This window comes from Hyphobacterium indicum, from assembly GCF_003129605.1.
Classification (GTDB): domain Bacteria; phylum Pseudomonadota; class Alphaproteobacteria; order Caulobacterales; family Maricaulaceae; genus Hyphobacterium; species Hyphobacterium indicum.
Map to the genome: position 1 here is coordinate 373,302 of NZ_QBDX01000001.1, position 21,189 is coordinate 394,490.

Below are 21,189 nucleotides of genomic sequence, written 5' to 3' on the forward strand. Positions count from 1 at the left end.
AGGACTGGCTCACATGCCGACGCTTCAACTGCACGACACGCTGACGGGACAGAAACGGGCCTTCGTGCCTGGCGATCCGAAACGGGTGACGATGTATGTTTGCGGGCCGACGGTCTGGTCCTACGCCCATATCGGCAATGCCCGTCCGCCGGTCGTGTTCGACGTGCTGTTCCGCCTGTTGCAACGCACCTATGGCGCAGACCATGTCATCTATGCGCGCAACATCACCGATGTGGATGACAAGATCATCGAGGCAGCGCGTGAACGCGACGAGCCGATCGAGGCCATCACCCGCAAATTCGCGGACATCTACCGCCGGGATACCGGCGCGCTCGGCGTCCTGCCGCCGACGCTGGAACCGCATGCCACAGAGCATATCGGCGAGATGACCGACATGATCGCCCGCCTCATCGAGAGCGGGCATGCCTATGAGGCGGAAGGCCATGTCCTGTTTTCCGTGCAGAGCTATGACCGCTATGGCGCGCTGTCGAAGCGCGACCGCGAGGACATGATCGCCGGTGCACGGGTGGAAGTCGCCCCCTACAAGAAGGACCCGGCCGATTTCGTCATGTGGAAGCCGGCAAAAGACGGCGAGCCCGGCTGGGACAGCCCCTGGGGCCGCGGCCGTCCGGGCTGGCATATCGAATGCTCGGCTATGGCGGAAAAACATCTCGGCGAGATTTTCGACATTCATGGCGGCGGCACCGACCTCAAATTCCCGCACCATGAAAACGAGATCGCACAATCGGTCTGCGCCCATGGCGGCAAGGCGATGGCGCGCTTCTGGCTGCACAATGGCTTTCTGTCGATGGACTCTACCAAGATGTCCAAATCACTGGGCAATGTGAAACTCGTCCATGACCTGATCAGGGACTGGCCCGGCGAAGTGCTGCGCTATGCCTTGCTGACGGCGCATTACCGTGCGCCGCTCGACTGGACACAGAAGCTCTTGCACACCTCGCAGAAATCGCTGGACCGCCTCTATGGCGTGCTGCGCCGGATCGAGGCCAAGCCCGCCGCTGACGTGCCCGAAGCGGTGGAAGCGGCTCTGGCCGATGATCTCAACACGCCAAAGGCACTGGCGGCGCTCTTTGCGCTGGCGGGTGAGGCCAACCGGGCGGAAACGGACGAGGCACGGCAGGCGGCGGCCGCGTCGCTGCTGGCGGGCGGTCATGCACTGGGCCTGCTGACCAGCTCGCCCGATGCCTGGTTCGGCATTGACGCGCTGTCACCGGAAGACCGCGCGGAGATTGACCAGCTCATTCTCGACCGCACCGCAGCGCGACAGGCCAAGGACTTCGCAAAGGCCGATGCCCTCCGCGAGGCGCTGGATAAACGCAAGGTCCTTGTCGATGACGGCCCGGAAGGCACCACCTGGCGGATGGGGTAACCGCAGGGTTTTCCTCCCCTGTTTACGGCGGGCGGCTGGCCGATCAGCACTCACGGATCAGAATCCGCGACTCCCTCCGACTTGATCGGAGGGTCTCCTTGATCACGAGATGCTCCGGTCAAGCCGGAGCAGGACGCGCATAGCGAGTATTTGGCCGCAGCGCGGCATGGAAGGTAGCACTTCTGCCACAATTCGCTTATATCCCCTGCCACAATGAAAGACGCACTCTATTCCAGCGGGATTTTACGTCTCGCCGCGGAGATTCCGCATATCGGCCGGCTCGCCCGCGCCGATGGGTCTGCGCGCCGTGTCTCCCGCCTGTGCGGCTCGGCGGTGGAGGTGGATGTGCGGCTTGAAAAGGACCGCATCGCCGATATCGGCCTCGAGGTGAAAGCCTGCGCGCTGGGCCAGGCCTCGGCCTCGGTGCTGGGGGCGAATGCCATCGGCGCGTCTGTGGACGAGATCCGCGAGGCCCGCGACGCGCTGGCCGCCATGCTGAAGGGCGGTCCCGCGCCGCAAGGCCGTTTTGCCGCCCTGTCCGAACTGGACGCCGCGCGTGAGTATCCGGCCCGTCATGCCTCCATAAGGCTGGCGTTCGAGGCCGCCGCAGAAGCGTGTGAGACCGCGCTGACCCCCACCGCGACCGGTTAGGGCCGGTGGCGTCTGCCCTGCCAGCAGACATTTCCCGCCGGTCCGGAATTCCCGAATCCCGCCAAATCACATACACAACCGGCCAGCCTGTGTTTTCCGCTGCTGGTCAGGATCAGCCAAGCCGATGAGTGGATCGTCATTCAAACCCTTCAGCGCGATACTAATCGCGGCCGTGCGCGTCTATCAATGGACGCTCTCGCCCGTTTTCTATGCGCTGGGCGTGCGCTGCCGTCATGAGCCGACCTGTTCGGCCTATGGCGTCGATTGCGTGCGCCATCAGGGCGCATGGCGGGCTATCTGGCTGACGCTGGGACGCATCGCCAGATGCCGCCCCGGAGGCAGTCATGGCTATGATCCGGCACCGGAAAAGCAGACGAAAGTGCCCTGGTGGGCGGTTCACCGCTTTCGCCTTCCGCACGAAGCGGCTAGGAACCCTTCAAACGGCCGGTCCGAACAACAGGACGAAGAGACATGATCAACGTAACGCTGCCCGATGGGGCTGTCCGGGAGCTTCCCGACGGCGCCAGCCCGATGGACCTCGCGGAGGGCATATCCAAATCACTGGCCAAGAAGGCCATCATCGCCAAAGTCGATGGCCAGGAATGGGATCTGACACGCCCCCTCGACGGGGATGCAAGGGTGGAGCTGGTCACGCGCGACCAGCCGGAAGCGCTGGAAGTGATCCGCCATGATGCGGCGCATATTCTGGCGCAGGCCGTGCAGGAGCTTTTCCCCGGCACCCAGGTCACGATCGGCCCGGCCATCGAGGACGGCTTCTATTACGACTTCGCCCGCGACGAACCTTTCTCGACGGAGGATTTCGAAGCCATCGAAAAGCGCATGGCCGAGATCGTCGACCGCGACCTGCCTTTCGTGCGGGAGGTCTGGGACCGCGACGACGCGATTGCCCACTTCGAGAGCATTGGCGAAAAGTACAAGGCCGAGCTGATCAGCGATTTGCCCGAGGATGAGGTCATCACGATCTATCGCCAGGGCGACTGGATCGATCTCTGCCGTGGACCGCACCTGCCTTCGACGGGCCGGATCGGTAAATCTTTCAAGCTGATGAAGGTCGCCGGCGCCTATTGGCGCGGCGATCACCGTAACGCCATGCTGCAGCGCATCTACGGCACGGCCTGGGCAGACGACAAGCAGCTCAACGCCCATCTCATGCGCCTGGAAGAAGCCGAAAAACGCGATCACCGCCGCGTCGGCCGCGCCATGGATCTCTTCCACATGCAGGAAGAGGCCCGTGGTCAGGTCTTCTGGCACGACAAGGGCTGGACGCTGTACCGCACGCTGGAAAACTACATGCGCCGGCGGCTGGAAGACGCGAATTACGAGGAGGTCAAAACGCCCTCTCTCATTGATCGCGCCCTCTGGGAAAAATCCGGTCACTGGGAAAAATTCCGGGAGAACATGTTCACGGCCCAGACCGAGGACGGGGAAGTCCTCGCGCTCAAGCCGATGAATTGCCCGGCCCACGTCCAGATTTTCCGGTCGGGCCAGAAATCCTATCGCGACCTGCCGCTGCGTATGGCCGAGTTCGGCTCCTGCTCGCGCTATGAGCCGTCCGGCGCGCTGCACGGTCTGATGCGGGTGCGCGGCTTTGTGCAGGATGATGCGCATATCTTCTGTCTGGAAAACCAGATCGAGAGCGAAACGGCGTCCTTCATCGAATTGCTGAATTCGGTTTATGCCGATCTCGGCTTCGAGGATTTCATCGTCAAATTCTCCGACCGGCCGGAAGTCCGCTCCGGATCCGACGAGACGTGGGACAAGGCGGAAAAGGCGTTGAAGGACGCCACCGAAGCGGCCGGTGTCGAGATGATCCTCAATCCGGGCGAGGGGGCCTTTTACGGGCCCAAGCTGGAATTCGTTCTGCGCGATGCCATCGGCCGTGACTGGCAGTGTGGCACCTTGCAGGTCGATTTCGTGCTGCCCGAGCGCCTCGATGCGGAATTCGTCGGCGAGGACAATGACAAGCATCGCCCGGTCATGCTGCACCGGGCGATTCTCGGCTCGTTCGAGCGCTTTATCGGCATCCTCATCGAGAATTATGCCGGCAAATTCCCGCTCTGGCTGGCTCCGTTGCAGGTGGTGGTCGCAACGATCACGTCCGAAGCCGATGGCTATGGCGAGGAGGTGGCCGCCACGCTGCGCAAGGCCGGCCTGCGCGTGAAGACCGACTTCCGCAACGAGAAGATCAATTACAAGGTCCGCGAACATTCTGTCGGCAAGGTCCCCGTGATTGCCGTTGTCGGCATGAAGGAAGCCGAAAACCGTCAGGTCGCGCTCCGCTTCCTGGGGGAAGGCAACAAGCAACAGGAAATCCTCGGTCTGGAGGATGCTGTGAAGCAACTGGCCGAAAGTGCCACACCGCCCGACCTCAAGCGCAGCTAGGATATCATCACGATGACCGCTTTTCCGGATACAGGCCAGGCAAGGCCCGGAATAACAGCGGTCATCGTGATGTTTTTTGCGGGTGTATCGGCCATTGCCGGCGGCCTGCCGGTGCCACCCTTTATCGCCCTCGGCGGCCTCATTGCCTTGCCGTGGAAACAGATCCTGCGGCTGCGCAGGGACATTCCCTGGGAAGCTCTGCTCGCAGCGCTGTTTGTCGGCTGGGCCGCGCTGAGCTGGACATGGTCGCCCTATGACAAGGCGGATCAGGCCATCAAGCTGCTCACCGGACTTCCGCTCTACGCCGCCTTCGCGTTTGCTGTGGCCCATCTGCAGGGCCGCTGGCGGGCCCGGGCAGAAGCCATGTTCCTGTTCATGGCCTTTATGGCGTCCCTCTATCTGTTCGCCGAATTCGTGTCCGGCGGCGAGGCGACCCTGGCCTATAAAATCGCAATCGAAGGCGCACCTGCCGGCGACCAGCACACCATCAACCAGGTCAATCGCAGTCTCGGTCACGGCGCCTTGCTGGCCATATTGTTTGCGGGGCCGGCAGCGGCACTGGCCTGGCGCGAGGGCGGCCCCCTGATCGGCCTGCTCCTGATCGCGCTGACCGGCATGGTGTCTCTGGGTTTCGGCCTCGAAGTGAACACGGTGGCCTTTATCGCCGCATCCGCTGCGGCGGCGCTGGCTTATTTCTGGCCACGCGGGGCGCTCTCGGCGATATTCGGCGGCATGGCCGGGGCGTTTGTCGTCGTGCCATTGACCCTGCCATCCGTGGCGGCCGCTTTGCCGCCCGCGATCCGGTCACGTTTGCCGGAATCCTGGGAGATCCGCCTCGAAATCTGGCGCTTCACAGGGGAGCGCCTGTCCGAACGCCCGTGGACGGGGTGGGGGCTCGATGCCGGCCGGGTGATTGACGGGGAAGCGGAAATCCGCGGTACGGTCCAGCAACTCCTGCCTTTACATCCGCACAACGCCCCGCTTCAGGTCTGGATGGAGACCGGGGCGTTTGGCGCCATGCTGATTGCCCTGGCACTCGTCATGATGGGCGGGCGCATAGCCGGTGCGCCGCTGTTGTCGCGCCTGCAGGCGGCCGCCATTGCCTGGGTCGCGTCCGCCTATTTCTGCTTTATCCTTTTCAGCTACGGCATCTGGCAGGAATGGCATGCGGCGGCGCTCGCTGTCGCCATCGGTGGAACCACATTACTGGCCGCGCGCCCGCAGGTGAACTGATCATGACGTCGATCAGCGCCATCATGGTCAGTTGGCACACCGGCCCGGTGTTGTTTGATGCCATAAAGGCCGTGCTCGCGGATCCCGATATCACGGAGCTGGTGCTCATAGATCATGAAAATCCGCCGGCTGTCCGAAAAATGCTGGATGACCTCGCCAGGGACCAGACCCGGCTGCGCATTGTCCGGACGAACAAAAACCTCGGATTTGGCCGGGGCTGCAATATCGGCGCGGCGCATGCCAAAAGTGATTTTCTGTTCTTTATCAACCCGGATGCCGAGCCTGATACCGGTGCCGCCCGGCGGCTTGTTGCAGCGCTGCCGCCCGGAGAAATTACCGCCATCGCCGGTGCCCGGATTCTCGGCACGGATGGGCGGGAGCAGAGCGGATCGCGCCGCCGCGAACTGACGCTCTGGCGGGCCTTTGCAACCTTCAGCGGATTGGCGCGGCTGGGACTGGCCAGGCCTTTCGGAATGGAAAACGATGCCTTGCCGGAGGCACCGCTGCGGGTCGGCGCCGTGTCCGGCGCCGCTTTCGTGATGGCAAAACCCGGATTCGATCAGCTTGGCGGCTTTGATGAAGGCTATTTTCTTCATGTCGAGGACATTGATCTGTGCCGCCGCGCGTCGAGCGTCTGGTTCGTCCCCGATGCCATTGTACGGCATGTGGGCGGCACAAGCGGAGCCAGCCGGTTTGCGGTCGAACTGGAAAAGGCCAGAAGTTTTTTGCGCTATTTCTGGAAATTCAATACCGGCGCTGCGGGGCGGATGACGACGATCGTGGCTGCCCCCTTCCTTTTCACGGCCATCATGCTGCGGGCCCTGATCAGCGAAATCACCGGCCTTCTGCGGCGTTAGCCCGGAAAACCACCGGCCTTTGCCAGGGCAGAATCGACCGGATGTCTGAGACCTTCGGTTTCCAGCCATTTGGCGGTTTCGATCAGCTTTGACAGATCCAGCCCGGTGTCATATCCGCCGCGTTCCAGCATATAGACGACATCCTCGGTGGCGACATTTCCCGTGGCTTTAGGTGCGAAAGGACAACCGCCAATGCCGCCCACCGAGGCATCAATCACATCCACGCCGGCCTCCACAGCCGCGTAGATATTGGCCATGGCGGTATTGCGCGTATTGTGAAAATGCAGACGCAGGCGCGCATCCGGGGCGGCGGCGCGCACGGCATCAATCCGCTCCCTGACATCCCAGGGATTGGCCACGCCAATCGTGTCACCGAGCGCGATTTCCACGGCACCGGCTGCGGCGGCACGCCCCGCGAGCATGGCCACACGATCAACAGGCACTTCCCCGTCAAACGGATCGCCAAAAGCGACAGAGATCGTCACCGAGACAGGCACGCCATCGTCATGCGCGAGCACCGCAATCTTGTCGAACAGGTCGGCCGTTTCTTCCGGCGTCGCATTCTGATTGCGCTTGCCAAAGCCTTCTGACGCCACCATGACGAAATTCACCTCATCGCATTTCGCGTCCAGCGCCCGGCGCATGCCACGCTCATTCAGGGCCAGGCCGATATATCTGATGCCCTTGCTACGCGGGACCTGCGCCATGATGGCATCGGAATCCGCCATCGCCGGAACCAGTTTCGGGTGAACAAAACTGGCCGCTTCCATGCGCTTGACCCCGGCACCGATCAGCCGGTCTATGAATTCCAGCTTCACGTCCGTCGGCATCAATACCGGGTCATTCTGCAGCCCGTCGCGGGGACCAACCTCTACGATTTCGATAGCGCGGGGCATGTCTCAGCCTCCCTGTTCACAATTGTGCAGCCGGACAATCAGTACCGTCTCGCGGCCGCGTGAATAATTATAGCCGGCCACTTCCTGAACGGCGCAGACATCGGCCGCCAGCCGGTTCAGCGCGGTGATATCGGCACCGGATCGCGACGAGTCCTCGATCGATATCACGGGACCCTCAGCCGCCGAAACCGCATCAGCCAGCTCGGCAAACTCCAGCAGGCGCGTCTCGGTTCCCAGCGCAAAGACGAGGCTGGGCTCAGTATAGCTCGACAGATACGCCTCCGGCGTTTGTCCCGCCGCCGCGATCATCTGGCGTGCCGCCGCCGCCGCCCGTTCCGACAGGTTGAGATCGGATGCGCCCGGAATGACAACACCCCTTAAAAGAAAATGCCCGCCCAGGCTGGCACAGAGCGCCAAGGCAAGAGCGGTCGCGGCTCGCTTCCGGAATACTTCGATGGCCTGCCCCAGCACCAGCAAACCGAAAATTGCCGCCGCGACGTAACCGGTCACGGCAGAGCCGCCATAGGTCAGGCTGCCGGCAATCATCAGCGCGGCAAACAGCACACCGCCGACCAGCCCGGCCGCGATCGAGCCATAGCGGCTCCAGACCGGCGCCTCCCGCAGCGCCTGCCAGCCCAGTCCCGCAATCAGCGCAAGAGCCGGATAAAGCGGAAGTACATAGTGCGGCAGCTTGGTTGGCATCAGCTCGAACACGATCCAGGACGGGATGATCCAGGCCAGCAGGAAACGCGCTGCGGGGGCAGTCTCGACTGTTTTGAGATGCGTCCAGATCCGGTGCAGTCCTGGCAGGAGAAAAAACCCGAACGGAAGGGTCAAAAGCGGGATCAGAAGCAGGTGATATCCCGGCCAGGCGCCGTGGCTTTCATCCCCTGACGCCAGCTTCGGCGCGAGGTCGTCCAGAAAGGCTTCGCGGATAAAATTCCCGCCCGTGGCCACATCAATGGCGATAAACCAGGGCAGGATGATTAGGGTGGCGAGAACCGGGCCGGGCCAGAAAAGCAAAGGTTTGAGCCAGTCGATACGGCGCTCCCAGATGGCCAGTGCCCCGATCGTCAATCCGGCGACCATGGGGGTAATCGGGCCTTTGACCAGAACGCCAAGCCCCAGCATGGCCCAGAAAATCAGCGCTGCCGATCTGCCCCCGCCATATCGCAACTGCACCAGCGCGGCCATTGCCATTGTGCTGAGGCCGGCGAGCATGGCATCGGTTTTCGCAATTCCGCCTTCGGCCGCCAGCAACGCGGAGACGGCCAGCAAGGCGGCAGCCACAAAGGCCGCCTCTCGGCTCATCAGCCGTGTCCCGGCCCAGAAACAGCCCAGTGCTGCCAACATGGCGCCTATGACGGATGGCAATCGATACGCCCAGATTTGCCGGGAATCAGCGTCCGACAGAAGCCCGACTGCCACCGCCTGCATCCAGTATATGCCGACGGGCTTTTTATGTCGCGGCGCATCCTGAAAATTGATTTCGACGAAATCGCCGGATTCCAGCATCTGCGCCGTGGCTTGCGCATAACGCGCTTCATCCCGGTCCAGCGGCTGGATTGTGAACACCCCTGCAAGAGCCGCCAGCGCTGCCAGCGCGCCGATTATCCACCAGGCTCTCTGTCCGGCAATCAGCTGATCCATGGGTCTCTTCCAGCTATCGGGTGGAGAAACGCCTCGCACCTGCGATGTTTTCAGGTATGTAACGGGTCAGGGCCCGACCGCAAGGCGCGTATCGGCAGGCAGGACCGGAAATGAACGAAACACCTGATATCTCCGTCATCATTCCCGCACACAATGAGGCAGGAAATGTCACAGCGCTGGCAAGGGAAATTGCCGAAGCGCTTGAGGGCCGCAGCTATGAAATGATCTTCGTCGATGACAAGTCGACCGACGGGACTCTGGCCGAACTTGTCGCGGCAAAAGCCGAATTTCCGGCCCTGCGGGTTCTCTCTCACCGCAGGAATGCCGGCCAGTCGCGGTCGCTGCGCACCGGAATCCAGGCTGCCAGAGGCCGGATTATCGGCACGATGGACGGCGATGGCCAGAATCCGCCTGCCGATCTGCCGGCCCTGATTGATGCGTTGACGCGGCCGGATGCGCCGGAAAATCTGAAAGTCGTCGGCGGTCGGCGCGCAAAACGTCAGGACTCCGCCTGGAAAAAATTTGCTTCGCGCGTCGCAAATCACGTCCGCAAAGCGCTATTGCGGGATGATGCAGACGACACTGGATGCGGGCTCAAGGCCTTGTATAGAGACGCTTATTTGCGCCTGCCCTACTTTGATCACCAGCACCGTTTTCTCTACGCCCTGATGAAGCGCGAAGGCTATATTTGCGAATTCCGGGATGTGGGACATCGGCCACGCGGCGCAGGAAAATCGAAATATACCAACTTCGGTCGGCTTTTCGCCTCATTGTCGGACATGCTAGGGATAATGTGGCTGAACTCGCGGGCGCGGAATTCCGGCGGTTCGGACGAATTATAAAGGGAGTGTCTTATGGCCAATGGCGGCGATCAGGGGTTTTTCCTCGGGATGATGGCCAGCCGGCGCGCACAGGAACGTCGCGCGGCGGGCAGTAACGGCCAGCAAAGAGGGGGTGGAACCTTGTTCAATATCTTTCCTAAAATGGTAATTCCGATGATCGTATATGTGATCATCGCCTATATCACCGCAGCAACCGGCGGCACTGAAGCGTTTGTCGGAAGTTCGGAAACGGCAGGCCTGCTGCGCGAAAACCTGTTCACCATCGGCATGGTCAGGGGCGGCAGCTGGGGCCTTTCAACCGGCGACATCCTGTTGCTGCTCGGGCTGGTTTTCCTGTTCATCGAAATGGTCAAGGCGGCCGGATCGGGAACGGCGACCATCATGAATCACGCCTTGTCGATGCTGGTCTTCGTGATCGCACTGGCCATGTTCCTGTTGCTGCCGCTGTTTGCGACATCGACCTTCTTCCTGCTGATGATGATGGCCCTGCTGGACACACTGGCCGGCTTTGTTGTCACGATCGTTGCGGCCCGCCGCGACCTTGCCGTGGCCGACTAGGCCAGCAGAAGCAACAGCCCGCCGGCAATCACCGCATCAAGGGTGAGCGCCAGGCGGCGCTGGAAGATGGTAATTCTGATCATGCGCGCCGCTCCCGGACCGGGGGCGGCGTTTGCATATGGACCGGACGGGCATAGGCTTGGTGGTAACGTCCACGTTCCGTCATGTCGGCCCGCAAGCCGCGGCGGCGCGGCTGGCTGGCCAGTTCGACAATGACCGCCGCGGAAACCAGCGTCTCATTCGTGTGGCTGTTCTCTGCCGGGACAACAGAGAGAGACGGGAGGTCGCGCCGCGGCGGCCGGTCGTTCGAATCCGCAGCCGGGCTGACCGGCGCAATCCGGGAGGCATTGCGCGTCGGGACATAGGTCAGGAGGCCACGGATCGTTGTCATGACCCTGACATCGCAAACCCGATGCCAGCGATTAATGCAGAATTAACCGTGTTTCAGGCGCAAAACAGGCCAATCCGTGCGGGATTGGCCTGTGGTGTTAAGATTTGCGTAATGCTTTGGGACAGCTATTGACCGGACAGCTTGTCGATCTTGGCCCGCATCGCATCCAGCTCGGCCCGCATCGCTTTCAGATCGTCGCTTTCTTCCGCCGTCCGAGTGTCTTCGGCGGTTTTTTCTGGCGCACCGGCCCCCGGCACGAACGGTGCGAACATCTGCATGGCCTGACCGAACATTTCCATATTCCGGCGGCTCTGCTGCTGAAACGCCTCCATGATCGCTTGCGGTGATTGCAGGCTGCCGGCGAATCGTTCGCGCATCTCTTCCTGCTGGCTCGAGAAGGCCTCCATCGTCGCTTCCAGATAACTGGGCACAACGGATTGCAGGCTGTCGCCATAATACTGGATCAGCTGACGCAGAAAGGGCAGGGGAAGCAGGTTCTCGCCCCGCGCCTCTTCCTCGAAAATGATCTGGCTGAGCACGCCATGGGTCAGGTCCTCCCCGGACTTGGCATCGACCACCGTGAAATCACGTCCGCTCTTCACCAGCTCGCGCACATAATCCAGCGTCACATACTGGCTGGAAGAGGTGTCGTAGAGACGCCGGTTGGCATATTTCTTTATGATCACGGGGTCCGCAGCATTTTTTTTCGCGCTCATATCCGGCGAACTCCTTTTCGACGCCCCGCTGCACTGCTATACGCCAGAAAGGCGGGAAGAGCGCGGGGCTGTTTCGCGGCGATAATTGCTTTCCTTGACGTTTGCTGCAAGTGCGTAACGCAAGTGCAGGAAATTCAAGGCTAAAGGCAGAGAAAAGGTGGATTATGGGACGCAGGGCACTGGTGACAGGTGGCACAAGGGGTATCGGCGCGGCGATTGCGCTGAAGCTGAAATCGGCCGGTTACGACGTTGCAGCAAATTATGCGGGCAATGACGAAGTCGCGAAGGCGTTTTCGGATCAAACCGGCATTTCCGCCTTCAAATGGGATGTCGGCGATTATGACGCCTGTGCTGCAGGTCTTGCTGCGGTCGCGGACGCACAGGGCGGGCCACTCGAAATCCTGGTCAACAATGCCGGTATCACGCGCGACGGCATGTTCCACAAGATGACGCCGGAGCAATGGAATGATGTGATCCGCGTCGATCTCACTTCGCTGTTCAACATGACGCGTCCGGTGATCGACGGCATGCGCGAAGCGGGATGGGGGCGTATTGTCAATATCTCCTCCATCAATGGCCAGAAGGGTCAGATGGGACAGGTCAATTATTCCGCAGCCAAGGCCGGAGTGATCGGTTTCACCAAGGCGCTGTCCCAGGAGACCGCGCGCAAGGGGATCACGGTCAACTGTGTCGCGCCGGGCTATATCGATACCGACATGGTCGCGGCTGTGCCGGAAAATGTCCTGCAGGGCATCATTGCCGGCATTCCCGTGAACCGGCTCGGCAAGGCTGAGGAAATCGGCGCAGCGGTCGCCTATCTGTGCAGTGATGATGCCGGTTTTGTCACTGGTGCAACACTCTCGGCGAATGGCGGTCAATACGTCTGCGGTTGATCTTAGCGCCCTATTTTCGCCCATCTGACGGGGCAGAGACGGGTCCATGATATCACGTAGACGTCTCCTGCTGGGCATGCTTTCGGGTTTGACCATACGTCCGTCTGCCGCCTGGGCAGGGGCGGACAATCCTTTGCGGAACCGCCGGGAACGCCGGGTGGAAGTGCCCGATGTTGCCCAGTTCCACCGTCAGGATGGCCGCCGAGGCTTCATTCTGGACCGGACAGGCGAGGTCTGGTTGCTCAAACCGCTGGACGAAGCCGAGGTGCTGGCCCTCACCGCGCAACGCGCGCCCGGCGGCGGGACCAGCTTCGTCTCCGATTGGGGCGATGAAGTGATTCGCGTCTCCTCTATCGGCGCCGTCACCTACTATCCCGAAGACCAGCCCAATGGCGTGATCGCCGAGGCGTGGGAACCGGCCCGCCCGCTACGCACCCCGGAAGCCGGTGTGGACGAACTGCGGGATCGCTCCACCCGCGCGGCCGTCGAGCTGGCAGAATTGTTCGGCCGCCCCATGCAGGTGGAATACGGTGCGGCGCCCCGTGACGGTCTTGGCCTGATGGTCGAGGCGTTTGACCTGACCGTCGAGGGCTTTCGCCAGGCCGTCGGACTTGGCGCCGAGCTGGACGGTTTGCAGCGGGTGAAGATTGCCCCCGCCGAGGCGGCGGACATCGAGATCGAGGGCGATCTGTTTGTGGTCAAAGTCAATCCGCTTGGTGGCTATGCCGGGCGGCCTTCATCCACACGCATTGCCCGGGCATTGCTGGCGGCATCAATCCCCGCCTGAGGGTGCCCAGCCGGCAGGCGCGAGCTCGAATCCTGAAAAATCAAATCCGGGCGCGACGGTGCAGCCAACGAGGCTCCAGTTTCCGAGCGACTGCGCGCTTTGCCAGGCGTGCCCGGGCACAATACCCACGGGTTGATGTCCGGCGTTCAGATCGGCAGACAGTGTCAGACAGGTCCGGGTCTTGCCATCCTCCGCAATGTCCAGACGCAGGGGCGCACCCGCATACCAGTGCCAGACCTCTGCCGCATCGACACGGTGCCAGTGTGACACCTGGCCCGCCGCAAGCAGGAAATAGATCGCCGTCGAATGGGCGCGGCCCCCGTCCGCGCCGGGATCGCGGAAAATCTCCCGGAACCAGCCGCCTTCGGGATGCGGCGAAAGATCCAGCGTCCGGATGATCTCTTCGGCGGTCAAAATGAATCCTTCCGGGCCCGCACTTCTGCAAACACGGCAACAGCGTCCTGACCGGTCAGCCCCAGTTGCGCCGCCAGGTCCGGGTCATCAGCACGCAGGAAAGGATTGGCGGCCTTTTCCCTGGACAGGACCGTTGGCACGGTGGGCAGGTTTTTCGCACGCCGCGCCGAGACGTCATCGGCATAGGTCTTCAGGGCGGTATTGGCGGGGTCGACGCTGAGCGCGAAAGCCGCATTCGCCTGTGTGTATTCATGCGCGCAGTAGATGACGGTCTCGTCCGGCCATTGCCGCAGGCGCGAGAGGCTGGCCCACATATCCGCGGGACTGCCTTCAAACAGCCGCCCGCATCCCAGCGCAAACAGCGTATCACCGACGAATGCGATATGCTCGGAGTCAAAATGATAGACGACATGACCCATCGTATGACCTGGTGTGAAAATAACCCGCGCGGTGAAATTTCCCAGCGTCACCGTATCGCCATCCTTGACGAAGACATCGGACGGGCTGATCCGGTGCCGGTCATAGGCCGGTGCTGTAATCCGTGCGCCGGTCGCCGCTTTCAATGCCGCATTGCCACCCGCATGATCAAAGTGATGATGCGTGTTCCAGATCTGTGTGATCGTCCAGCCGGCCTTTTCGGCTTCCGCCAGATAGGCGTCCGCATCCGGCGTGTCGATCGCCACGGTTTCGCCACTTGAAGGATCGTGAACCAGATACCCATAATTGTCGGAAAGACAGGGAAACTGGCGGATTTCAGGTTTCGGCATTGAATTCGTCCTTTTATCCCAAAGTCCTGTTAGCCTGCGCCGCCCAGACTGGCATGTCCGGGCCGAGAATGGAAACCGCTGATGCGAACTGATGCACTGCAGATCGACCGTTTTTATCAGACGGAGCAGGGACGGGCGGCACGCGCCATGATCGTGCGGCGGCTGGCGGCACTGTGGCCGGATCTGAAAACACTGGATGTCCTGGCCATGGGCTATGGTCCGCCCCTGCTGGAAATGCTGGAAACCGGGACCCGCCGCGCCGTGGCTTTCATGCCGGCAGACCAGGGAGCCATACGCTGGCCGGGTGACGCACCGTCACGTACGGTGCTGGGCGAGGATGCCCATCTGCCCTTCCGCGATGCCATGTTTGACCGCATCGTCCTGATTCATGCGCTGGAAGAATCACAATCGCCGCCGCACATGCTGCGTGAAATCTGGCGGATTCTCGCACCGCAGGGCCGTCTCGTCCTTGTGGCTCCGAACCGTGCCGGCCTCTGGGCCCGCATGGAAACCACACCCTTCGGCCATGGCCGGCCCTTCTCCAAAGGCCAGTTGTCGCGTCTTCTGACCGATGCGGCATTGACCCCGACGGCCTGGGCAAGGGCGCTCTATGCGCCGCCCTGGAAATGGTCGTGCAAGGGTGATCGTGCGCTGGGCTGGGAGAAAACGGGTGAGGCCATTGCCCCGCATCTGGGTGGATTGATCATGGCCGAGGCGGTCAAGAATACGGGCGCCTTGACGCCGCGAGCGGTCCGGCCTGTGCGCGTGCGGTTGCCAGGCCTTGAAGGCAGGCCTGCCACCGCGCTATCTCCCCACAAACAGATTGCCAAGGAAACCTGATATGAGCCTCGAACCGCGCCCCGGAATTCTTGATATCAAGCCCTACAAGCCCGGTGCCGCTGACGCTCCCGGCATCGCCAATCCGGTCAAACTGTCGTCGAATGAAAATCCGATGGGCTGTTCGCCTCTGGCACGGTCGGCCTTTGAGGCGACGTCAAAAAATCTCAATCTTTACCCTGATGGCGGGGCAACCCGTCTGCGCGTGGCCATCGGTGAAGCCAACGGGCTTGATCCCGACCGCATCGTCTGCGGAACGGGTTCGGACGAATTGCTTCAGCTCCTCGGCCGGGCCTATCTCTCGCCGGGCGACAAGGTCGTACAATCGCAATACGGGTTTCTGGTCTACCGCCTGGTCGCCATGCAGTCCGGCGCCGAACTTGTCAGTGCGGAAGAAAAAGATTTCACGGCGGACGTGGACGCCCTTGTGAAAGCGGCGGGTGACGATGCCCGTATCGTGTTTCTGGCCAATCCCAACAATCCGACCGGCACCTACATATCGCATGATGACGTCCGCCGCTTGCGCGAAGCCTTGCCGGAATCCACCCTACTCGTGGTTGATGAAGCCTATGCCGAATATGTCGATGAGCCCGATTACGGGACGGCGTTCGGTCTCGCCAACGAATACGATAATGTGGTGGTGACGCGCACCTTCTCGAAAATCCACGGCCTGGCCGCCTTGCGCCTCGGCTGGGCTTATGCCGACAAGTCCATCATTGACGTGCTCAATCGCGTGCGGGGACCCTTCAATGTCAACCTGCCTGCCATTGACGCCGGGATTGCGGCGATCAAGGACACCGGATTCCAGCAGCGCTCTGCGGAACACAATCGTCAGGGTCTGGCCTTCATGCGCCAGCAGCTCGGCGGCATGGGACTGGACGTAACGCCCAGCGTCGGCAATTTCCTGCTGGTGCATTTCCCGGAAACCAAGGGCAAGACAGCCGCCGATGCGGATGCCTGGCTGACCTCGAAAGGGTTGATTGTCCGCCCGGTCGCGGCCTATGGCCTGCCCGGCGCATTGCGGATCACGATCGGTCTGGACACCGACAATCGCAAGGTCGCTGACGCTCTGGCCGAATTCATGGCAGCCTAACGCGCAATGGAACCGGTTTCGCCCAGCCGGACCGGTCCGAAATAGACCCCGCCATTGCGGAAGGACAACGGAATTGCCGTGCCCGCATCGCTGCGCGGAGCGGACTGTGCGACCAGCCGCAAGGCGCCGGAATTTTCCTCGGAAATGGCACCGGATTCGATCATCGCATCGACCACTGCTTCCGGATCCAGAATATTGAGGCTGATACGGCCCGTCGGGCGCAAGGCCTCGTCCAGCCCCATCTCGCCCTCGGCATCCATGTTCAGACGGCCCCAGCCAATGTGAAACTCGCGCAGCGAATACAAACCGCCGGCTCGGGCCCATGTACCGAGGTCAGCGCTGCGTGCCAGCTCCGGCCATTGCGAAATCACGAAATCGGCCTGCAGCTGCGTGATATGGTCACCGAAACTGCCGGCCAGGATCGGATCGATCTGCTCTGCTGCCAGTTGAACGCCATCGAGTTGCAGCCGGATCGCCATATCGCCGCTCTCGCCGGTCGCAGCGCTCAGGCGCAAAGCCTCGACGTCTGTGACACTGACCGGTGCGCTGCCAAGGGATTCTATTTGCAGATTCGTGATCTGGCTGCCGATCCGCTGGGTGACCCCGTCCGCGCCGGATACGCTGAAACGGGCATTCTCTGTCGTCAATGCAAGCCCCTGACCGCCTTGCTGGAAGCGCACGGTATCGCCCAGGGAAATGATCCAGTGCGAGAAATCATAGGGCATGGCATTGGCTTCAAATGCGTTCAGCTCCAGCACCCAGCCTCCGTCAATCTCGGGCGCCCGCATGACCACATTCTCGGCGGACACCGAAAACCGGTAGGGATAGCCGCCGACACGAAGATCATTGCGATCGATCGAAAAACCGGCCTCGATCTGGGCAGCCTCCCAAGCCTCGACATAACGGACGATTTCCGACCGGGCATAGACCCAATAGGCCGAATAAAGGCCCAATACGATCAGAATGGCGAGAAGGGGTATCGCGAAACGCTTGGGCATGACACATCCGTTATGGAGGCCTGAAACTCAGGTCCGGTTGGCACGCAAGGCGCGCGTTCCGCTTTCAATACGCGATTGCAGCAGCTTCATGAAGTCCTCGCGTGACAATCCCGGTGCAATGGGTTCCAGAAACTCGATCACGGCCTTGCCGGGGCGCCGCACAATGCCGTTGCCGGCCCAGTAGTCACCACTATCCAGAGCCACCGGAACACAGGGCACATTCATGGCCGCATAAAGGCCGGCGACGCCCGGCTTCAACGCGCCGAATTCGCCCGGCTTCATGCGGGTGCCTTCCGGAAAAATCAGGATCTGGCGGCCTTCTGCGGCCCGCTGCCGGGCATCGCGCAGCATCTTCCGCAAGGCCTTTGCCGCAGCCCCGCGATCCACCACGATATTCTCCAGCTTGACCGCAAACCAGCCGAATACCGGCAGCCAGGCCAGCTCTTTCTTCAGAATGATCGCCGGATCATCCAGTATCTGCCAGAAGGCTTGCGTTTCCATCATGCTTTCATGACGCGAGGCAATCAGCGCACCGCCCTGCGGCAGATTCTCCCGCCCGCGCACTTCATAGCTTTGTCCGCAGATGACTTTCAGCCCGCCAAAGATCAGGGCCAGCCAGAACCGGTAGACCGCACGCGACCAGCTTCGCGGCATCACCAGCAGCCAGATCACGGCAAAGCCGACAATCATCATCGAGCCATACATCCAGAGGACGAACAAGAGCGAACGGATAATCGTCAAAGGACCGGCCGGTTTCATCATTCGTCTCCGCTGAAAGCGCCGCGTGCCATTTCGCGGAAGAAAACCGCGCTGAATTTCAGATATTCCAGAGCCCAGCGCCGCGCGGCGGTGGCGTTTTCCCATGGACGGGGTGAGGGCACCGGCCAGGCGATCAGGTCATGCTCCGGCATCAGGGCGCGCAGCTCCAGTATGGCGCGCGGCATGTGATAGTCGGAGGTCACGATGACGATGCGCTCGAACCCGTTGGCGTCCGCCCAGACCACGGCTTCGCGAGCATTGCCGATTGTGTCGGCCGCATCCCGGCCCAGATCAATGCAACAGGCAAACAGATCCGGATCAATGTTCGATGTCGTCCGCACAGCCTCTTCGCTGACGGACGGATTGACGCCGGAAATCAGGACGCGCTCGCCGGCACCGCTCTCCAGCAACCGGACCGCGGTCTGCAACCGGCCTTCGCCACCGGTCAGCACGATGATGGCGTCCGCCTCGACCTCCTCGGGCGTACTCAGGGCGGAGACATGGCCGGAATAGCCGGCAAACCCGGCCAGCAGGCCGAAAACGATCAGGAATGACATCGCCCGCACGATCTGCCCGGCAGGGCTGGAAGACGTCCGCGACAGGCTCATCTCAACTCATCTCCGATCATATTCACCAGCGTTTCCGCAATTCTTCCGATACCGCCAGCCGCGCCGACAGCGCCGCGATAGCGCCGGCGACCAGGGGCGCCGCGAGCAGCGACGCAATCTCGACCGGCGCAAAGACCAGTTCCGGAAGAAAATACATCGCATCCGCATTTCCGCCACCTACGGCGACCAGTATGGCGATCAGAGCCGCGAATCCGGCTCCGGTTGCTCCGGCTTTCAGGCCGAGCCCGAAAAAGCGCCGCTCGAACAGCCCGGCAATATAGGCATCGGTCGCGCCGACAATATGCAGCGCATCAGCGACATCGCGGCGGGCCGCCAGCGACGCGCGCGCGGCAAAGGCGATGACTGCTGCCGCCGCCCCCAGAATGAGCGTCAGCAGGCCGAGTGCGAGCATCCGGGCGAGATGACTGGCGCGGGCCACCGCATCGGACCAGCGGCCGTGATCGTCCACCGTGGCGTCAATTCCGGCTTCGGCCAGCACCGTTTCAATGTCCTCGACCGGTAATATGTCCGGGTTCGACAATTCCACATCGACCAGCAACGGCACGGGCAAATCTGCTGGCAGGCCGCCGGCGCCAAACCACGGCTCCAGAAGCGCTTCGGACTCCGCCCGGCTTCGCGCTTCTGCACTTTCTATGTCCGGAAGCGCTGCGATCAGGCGCGCGGCCTCTGACGCATCGTCATCTGCATTACGGCCATCCACAGGACGGACCTGCAGGGTGAGGCTGCCTGCGAGATCATTCATCCAGCGGTCACTGGACGTCCAGGCCCCGCGCGCACCCAGCGCGGCAAGGCAGGCGAGAAACACCAGAATCGCCGCCACGGCAAACAGCGGCCGGTCGCGTCCGGCGTCCGGCGGCAGCAGCCGTGCATGGCCGCCCGCAGGCGGCATTGGCGGAGATGTCTCACTGTCGCTCATGCGGCCCGCCCCCGGAAGGTCAGGCGGCCATCGGCCAGGGACATCACCGGCGCGTCCAGGGCGCGCACAAGAGTCAGGTCATGGGTCGCGATCAGCACGGTCGTGCCCAGCCGGTTGAGCTCGACAAACAGGCGCAAGAGCCGCCGCGCCATGTCCGGATCGACATTCCCGGTCGGCTCGTCGGCGATCAGCAATTCGGGCTGGTTGACGACGGCGCGCGCGATCGCCACCCGTTGTTGCTCGCCGCCGGACAGGGTTGCGGGCCGCGACTCCATATGGTGTTCCAACCCCACCCAGCTGACAAGCTCGGCGACATCCTCGGCATAGGCGGACCGCTTCTGGCCGGCCACGCGGAGCGGCAGGGCCACATTCTCGAAAACGCTGAGATGATCCAGCATGCGGAATTCCTGGAACACGACGCCGATGCGGCGACGCAGATCGGGCAGATCCTTCCGCCGCAATGCGGCAGTGTCATGGCCGAAATGCTGGACCACGCCGCGGGAGGCCTTGTGAGCCATATAGATCAGCCGCAACAAGGAGGTTTTGCCTGCCCCGGAAGGGCCGGTCAGGAAGGTGAAACTGCCCCGCGGCAGCTCGAACGACACGTCTTTCAGGATTTCCGGCCCGCGCCCATAGCGCATACCGACAGCATCGAAGCGGACAATCACTTCGGATTCACTTTGTGGAAAGGGGTTCACGCCAGTTTCAGTCACCGGAAATCCTGCAGCTCCTGCTGCCAATAAGCTGAATCGGGCCCAGATGATACTGAGCTGTCCAAGTTGTGACACGCGTTATCGCGCAAATCCCGGCGCTATCGGCGTCAACGGGCGGCGTGTGAAATGTGCCGCCTGCGGCCATATCTGGACCGCGCGCAACGAAGAAGAACCGGTTCTGGAGCCGATCGACCCGATCCCGCCAAAACCCGAGCCCGAGCCCGAGCCGGCTGCGCCCAAAGCCCCGCACCGGGCTTTTCGTGAGCGCGCTGAACAGCGCCGGCAGGATCAATTGAAGACAGCCGCGATGGGGGCCTGGGGTGGTCTGGCCGTCGCGGTCGCGGGTGTGTTTGCGGCAGCCTTCCTTTTCCGTGCCGATATTGTCAGTGTCTGGCCGCGTGCGTCCAGCGCCTATGCGGCGGTCGGCATTGAAGCCAACGCCTTTGGCGTGGCAATCGAATCGCTGGACGTTTCGCGCGGTGAAGAACATGGCATTCCTACCGTGGTGCTCTCCGGCGCGGTGCGCAACATTGATCGTCAGGCTCGCACAGTGCCGCAATTGCAGGCGCGGCTTCTGGGTGAAAACGGTGAGCCGGTTCTGGAATGGACGATTATTCCCGACGCCGGAGTCATCGGTCCCGGCGGCCAGCTTGAATTCGCGTCTGTAGTGACCGACCCGCCTTCCGGCGCCGTCGAGGCGGAAGTCACGATTGCCGGTCTGGCGGACATGCCGGCCGCTATGGATGAAGCACCGGCAGAGCAACGCCATGCCGCAGCCGATCCCGGCGGCCACTAG

At 62.1% G+C, this 21,189-nt stretch carries 24 protein-coding genes; 13 read left to right on the forward strand and 11 right to left on the reverse strand.

Annotated features, from left to right (window positions below; translation table 11 throughout):
• The first annotated feature begins 13 nt into the window (after positions 1-13).
• From cysS to DBR16_RS01825, 6 genes are all read left to right on the forward strand, one after another.
• The gene (gene cysS, locus DBR16_RS01800; RefSeq protein ID WP_109259526.1) at positions 14-1,390 is read left to right on the forward strand and encodes a cysteine--tRNA ligase; all 1,377 of its coding nucleotides are present in this window, start codon (positions 14-16) and stop codon (positions 1,388-1,390) included.
• A gap of 213 nt (positions 1,391-1,603) precedes the next feature.
• The gene (locus DBR16_RS01805) at positions 1,604-2,041 is read left to right on the forward strand and encodes an iron-sulfur cluster assembly scaffold protein (protein ID WP_109259527.1); all 438 of its coding nucleotides are present in this window, start codon (positions 1,604-1,606) and stop codon (positions 2,039-2,041) included.
• Positions 2,042-2,165: 124 nt separating this feature from the next.
• Positions 2,166-2,516, forward strand: a complete 351-nt coding sequence (gene yidD, locus DBR16_RS01810; RefSeq protein ID WP_109259528.1) for a membrane protein insertion efficiency factor YidD — start codon at positions 2,166-2,168, stop codon at positions 2,514-2,516.
• A complete protein-coding gene (gene thrS, locus DBR16_RS01815) occupies positions 2,513-4,444 on the forward strand; it encodes a threonine--tRNA ligase (protein WP_109259529.1) in 1,932 nt (643 codons plus the stop codon). Before yidD ends, thrS begins: the two co-directional genes overlap by 4 nt.
• Positions 4,445-4,456: 12 nt before the next feature.
• Positions 4,457-5,677, forward strand: coding sequence for an O-antigen ligase family protein (locus tag DBR16_RS01820; protein ID WP_109259530.1), 1,221 nt, complete (start codon positions 4,457-4,459; stop codon positions 5,675-5,677).
• 2 nt (positions 5,678-5,679) lie between these two features.
• Complete coding sequence (locus DBR16_RS01825; protein ID WP_161539367.1) at positions 5,680-6,534, forward strand: glycosyltransferase; 855 nt, start codon at positions 5,680-5,682, stop codon at positions 6,532-6,534.
• Here the strand turns inward: DBR16_RS01825 and DBR16_RS01830 are convergent.
• Entirely contained in the window at positions 6,531-7,430 is a 900-nt protein-coding gene (locus DBR16_RS01830; protein WP_109259531.1) for a hydroxymethylglutaryl-CoA lyase, read from the reverse strand. The two genes, DBR16_RS01825 and DBR16_RS01830, sit on opposite strands and share 4 nt — an antisense overlap.
• A gap of 3 nt (positions 7,431-7,433) precedes the next feature.
• Positions 7,434-9,080 carry an ArnT family glycosyltransferase gene (locus DBR16_RS01835; RefSeq protein WP_109259532.1) on the reverse strand — a complete coding sequence of 549 codons (1,647 nt, stop codon included), beginning with the start codon at positions 9,078-9,080 and terminating at the stop codon, positions 7,434-7,436.
• 110 nt (positions 9,081-9,190) lie between these two features.
• Here DBR16_RS01835 and DBR16_RS01840 point away from each other — a divergent pair, with 110 nt between their 5' ends.
• On the forward strand, positions 9,191-9,922 hold the full coding sequence (locus DBR16_RS01840) for a glycosyltransferase family 2 protein (protein ID WP_109259533.1): 732 nt from the start codon (positions 9,191-9,193) through the stop codon (positions 9,920-9,922).
• Positions 9,923-10,075: 153 nt separating this feature from the next.
• Positions 10,076-10,480 carry a hypothetical protein gene (locus DBR16_RS01845; protein ID WP_233347497.1) on the forward strand — a complete coding sequence of 135 codons (405 nt, stop codon included), beginning with the start codon at positions 10,076-10,078 and terminating at the stop codon, positions 10,478-10,480.
• 79 nt (positions 10,481-10,559) lie between these two features.
• On the opposite strand, the gene DBR16_RS01850 is transcribed toward DBR16_RS01845, so the two are convergent.
• Together DBR16_RS01850 and phaR are read right to left on the reverse strand one after the other, a co-directional pair.
• The gene (locus DBR16_RS01850; protein WP_109259535.1) at positions 10,560-10,871 is read right to left on the reverse strand and encodes a hypothetical protein; all 312 of its coding nucleotides are present in this window, start codon (positions 10,869-10,871) and stop codon (positions 10,560-10,562) included.
• Positions 10,872-10,996: 125 nt separating this feature from the next.
• On the reverse strand, positions 10,997-11,587 hold the full coding sequence (phaR, locus tag DBR16_RS01855; RefSeq protein WP_109259536.1) for a polyhydroxyalkanoate synthesis repressor PhaR: 591 nt from the start codon (positions 11,585-11,587) through the stop codon (positions 10,997-10,999).
• A 164-nt stretch (positions 11,588-11,751) separates the two neighbouring features.
• Between phaR and phbB the strand changes: the two genes are divergently transcribed.
• The gene (phbB, locus tag DBR16_RS01860) at positions 11,752-12,480 is read left to right on the forward strand and encodes an acetoacetyl-CoA reductase (RefSeq protein ID WP_109259537.1); all 729 of its coding nucleotides are present in this window, start codon (positions 11,752-11,754) and stop codon (positions 12,478-12,480) included.
• Between the two features lie 46 nt (positions 12,481-12,526).
• On the forward strand, positions 12,527-13,267 hold the full coding sequence (locus tag DBR16_RS01865) for a DUF4908 domain-containing protein (RefSeq protein WP_109259538.1): 741 nt from the start codon (positions 12,527-12,529) through the stop codon (positions 13,265-13,267).
• Here the strand turns inward: DBR16_RS01865 and DBR16_RS01870 are convergent.
• Both DBR16_RS01870 and gloB read right to left on the reverse strand, forming a co-directional pair.
• Entirely contained in the window at positions 13,253-13,681 is a 429-nt protein-coding gene (locus DBR16_RS01870; RefSeq protein WP_233347499.1) for a cupin domain-containing protein, read from the reverse strand. The genes DBR16_RS01865 and DBR16_RS01870 overlap by 15 nt on opposite strands.
• Positions 13,678-14,448, reverse strand: a complete 771-nt coding sequence (gene gloB, locus DBR16_RS01875) for a hydroxyacylglutathione hydrolase (RefSeq protein WP_109259540.1) — start codon at positions 14,446-14,448, stop codon at positions 13,678-13,680. The genes DBR16_RS01870 and gloB overlap by 4 nt, the downstream gene beginning before the upstream one ends.
• An 81-nt stretch (positions 14,449-14,529) precedes the next feature.
• Between gloB and DBR16_RS01880 the strand changes: the two genes are divergently transcribed.
• Positions 14,530-15,288 (forward strand): class I SAM-dependent methyltransferase, encoded by a 759-nt coding sequence (locus DBR16_RS01880; RefSeq protein ID WP_109259541.1) that lies wholly within the window; start codon positions 14,530-14,532, stop codon positions 15,286-15,288.
• Position 15,289: 1 nt separating this feature from the next.
• Positions 15,290-16,378 carry a histidinol-phosphate transaminase gene (gene hisC / locus DBR16_RS01885; protein ID WP_109259542.1) on the forward strand — a complete coding sequence of 363 codons (1,089 nt, stop codon included), beginning with the start codon at positions 15,290-15,292 and terminating at the stop codon, positions 16,376-16,378.
• Here hisC and DBR16_RS01890 read toward each other — a convergent pair.
• From DBR16_RS01890 to ftsE, 5 genes are read right to left on the reverse strand one after another with little or no spacing between them, the layout of a single operon-like run.
• Positions 16,375-17,376 (reverse strand): DUF2125 domain-containing protein, encoded by a 1,002-nt coding sequence (locus DBR16_RS01890; RefSeq protein WP_109259543.1) that lies wholly within the window; start codon positions 17,374-17,376, stop codon positions 16,375-16,377. The genes hisC and DBR16_RS01890 overlap by 4 nt on opposite strands.
• Before the next feature lie 27 nt (positions 17,377-17,403).
• Positions 17,404-18,138: a lysophospholipid acyltransferase family protein gene (locus tag DBR16_RS01895; RefSeq protein ID WP_233347501.1), complete on the reverse strand. Its 735-nt coding sequence runs from the start codon at positions 18,136-18,138 to the stop codon at positions 17,404-17,406.
• Positions 18,135-18,743, reverse strand: coding sequence for a YdcF family protein (locus DBR16_RS01900; protein ID WP_109259544.1), 609 nt, complete (start codon positions 18,741-18,743; stop codon positions 18,135-18,137). Before DBR16_RS01900 ends, DBR16_RS01895 begins: the two co-directional genes overlap by 4 nt.
• Before the next feature lie 22 nt (positions 18,744-18,765).
• Positions 18,766-19,680 (reverse strand): cell division protein FtsX, encoded by a 915-nt coding sequence (locus DBR16_RS01905; RefSeq protein ID WP_233347503.1) that lies wholly within the window; start codon positions 19,678-19,680, stop codon positions 18,766-18,768.
• The gene (gene ftsE, locus DBR16_RS01910) at positions 19,677-20,393 is read right to left on the reverse strand and encodes a cell division ATP-binding protein FtsE (RefSeq protein ID WP_233347505.1); all 717 of its coding nucleotides are present in this window, start codon (positions 20,391-20,393) and stop codon (positions 19,677-19,679) included. The genes DBR16_RS01905 and ftsE overlap by 4 nt, the downstream gene beginning before the upstream one ends.
• 46 nt (positions 20,394-20,439) lie before the next feature.
• On the opposite strand from ftsE, the gene DBR16_RS01915 reads away from it, so the two are divergent.
• Positions 20,440-21,189: an MJ0042-type zinc finger domain-containing protein gene (locus tag DBR16_RS01915; protein ID WP_109260009.1), complete on the forward strand. Its 750-nt coding sequence runs from the start codon at positions 20,440-20,442 to the stop codon at positions 21,187-21,189.

What these genes read in the sequence shown, in the direction of transcription:
- DBR16_RS01825 (WP_161539367.1), top strand. Translation starts at nt 5,680, where the DNA reads ATGACGTCGATCAGCGCCATCATGGTCAGTTGGCACACCGGCCCGGTG.
- yidD (WP_109259528.1), top strand. Translation starts at nt 2,166, where the DNA reads ATGAGTGGATCGTCATTCAAACCCTTCAGCGCGATACTAATCGCGGCC.
- hisC (WP_109259542.1), top strand. Translation starts at nt 15,290, where the DNA reads ATGAGCCTCGAACCGCGCCCCGGAATTCTTGATATCAAGCCCTACAAG.
- DBR16_RS01840 (WP_109259533.1), top strand. Translation starts at nt 9,191, where the DNA reads ATGAACGAAACACCTGATATCTCCGTCATCATTCCCGCACACAATGAG.
- DBR16_RS01830 (WP_109259531.1), bottom strand. Translation starts at nt 7,430, where the DNA reads ATGCCCCGCGCTATCGAAATCGTAGAGGTTGGTCCCCGCGACGGGCTG.
- thrS (WP_109259529.1), top strand. Translation starts at nt 2,513, where the DNA reads ATGATCAACGTAACGCTGCCCGATGGGGCTGTCCGGGAGCTTCCCGAC.
- DBR16_RS01915 (WP_109260009.1), top strand. Translation starts at nt 20,440, where the DNA reads ATGATACTGAGCTGTCCAAGTTGTGACACGCGTTATCGCGCAAATCCC.
- DBR16_RS01845 (WP_233347497.1), top strand. Translation starts at nt 10,076, where the DNA reads ATGATCGTATATGTGATCATCGCCTATATCACCGCAGCAACCGGCGGC.
- DBR16_RS01835 (WP_109259532.1), bottom strand. Translation starts at nt 9,080, where the DNA reads ATGGATCAGCTGATTGCCGGACAGAGAGCCTGGTGGATAATCGGCGCG.
- DBR16_RS01805 (WP_109259527.1), top strand. Translation starts at nt 1,604, where the DNA reads ATGAAAGACGCACTCTATTCCAGCGGGATTTTACGTCTCGCCGCGGAG.
- DBR16_RS01880 (WP_109259541.1), top strand. Translation starts at nt 14,530, where the DNA reads ATGCGAACTGATGCACTGCAGATCGACCGTTTTTATCAGACGGAGCAG.
- DBR16_RS01865 (WP_109259538.1), top strand. Translation starts at nt 12,527, where the DNA reads ATGATATCACGTAGACGTCTCCTGCTGGGCATGCTTTCGGGTTTGACC.
- DBR16_RS01890 (WP_109259543.1), bottom strand. Translation starts at nt 17,376, where the DNA reads ATGCCCAAGCGTTTCGCGATACCCCTTCTCGCCATTCTGATCGTATTG.
- DBR16_RS01850 (WP_109259535.1), bottom strand. Translation starts at nt 10,871, where the DNA reads ATGACAACGATCCGTGGCCTCCTGACCTATGTCCCGACGCGCAATGCC.
- cysS (WP_109259526.1), top strand. Translation starts at nt 14, where the DNA reads ATGCCGACGCTTCAACTGCACGACACGCTGACGGGACAGAAACGGGCC.
- phbB (WP_109259537.1), top strand. Translation starts at nt 11,752, where the DNA reads ATGGGACGCAGGGCACTGGTGACAGGTGGCACAAGGGGTATCGGCGCG.
- gloB (WP_109259540.1), bottom strand. Translation starts at nt 14,448, where the DNA reads ATGCCGAAACCTGAAATCCGCCAGTTTCCCTGTCTTTCCGACAATTAT.
- DBR16_RS01900 (WP_109259544.1), bottom strand. Translation starts at nt 18,743, where the DNA reads ATGAGCCTGTCGCGGACGTCTTCCAGCCCTGCCGGGCAGATCGTGCGG.
- DBR16_RS01905 (WP_233347503.1), bottom strand. Translation starts at nt 19,680, where the DNA reads ATGAGCGACAGTGAGACATCTCCGCCAATGCCGCCTGCGGGCGGCCAT.
- DBR16_RS01895 (WP_233347501.1), bottom strand. Translation starts at nt 18,138, where the DNA reads ATGATGAAACCGGCCGGTCCTTTGACGATTATCCGTTCGCTCTTGTTC.
- phaR (WP_109259536.1), bottom strand. Translation starts at nt 11,587, where the DNA reads ATGAGCGCGAAAAAAAATGCTGCGGACCCCGTGATCATAAAGAAATAT.
- DBR16_RS01820 (WP_109259530.1), top strand. Translation starts at nt 4,457, where the DNA reads ATGACCGCTTTTCCGGATACAGGCCAGGCAAGGCCCGGAATAACAGCG.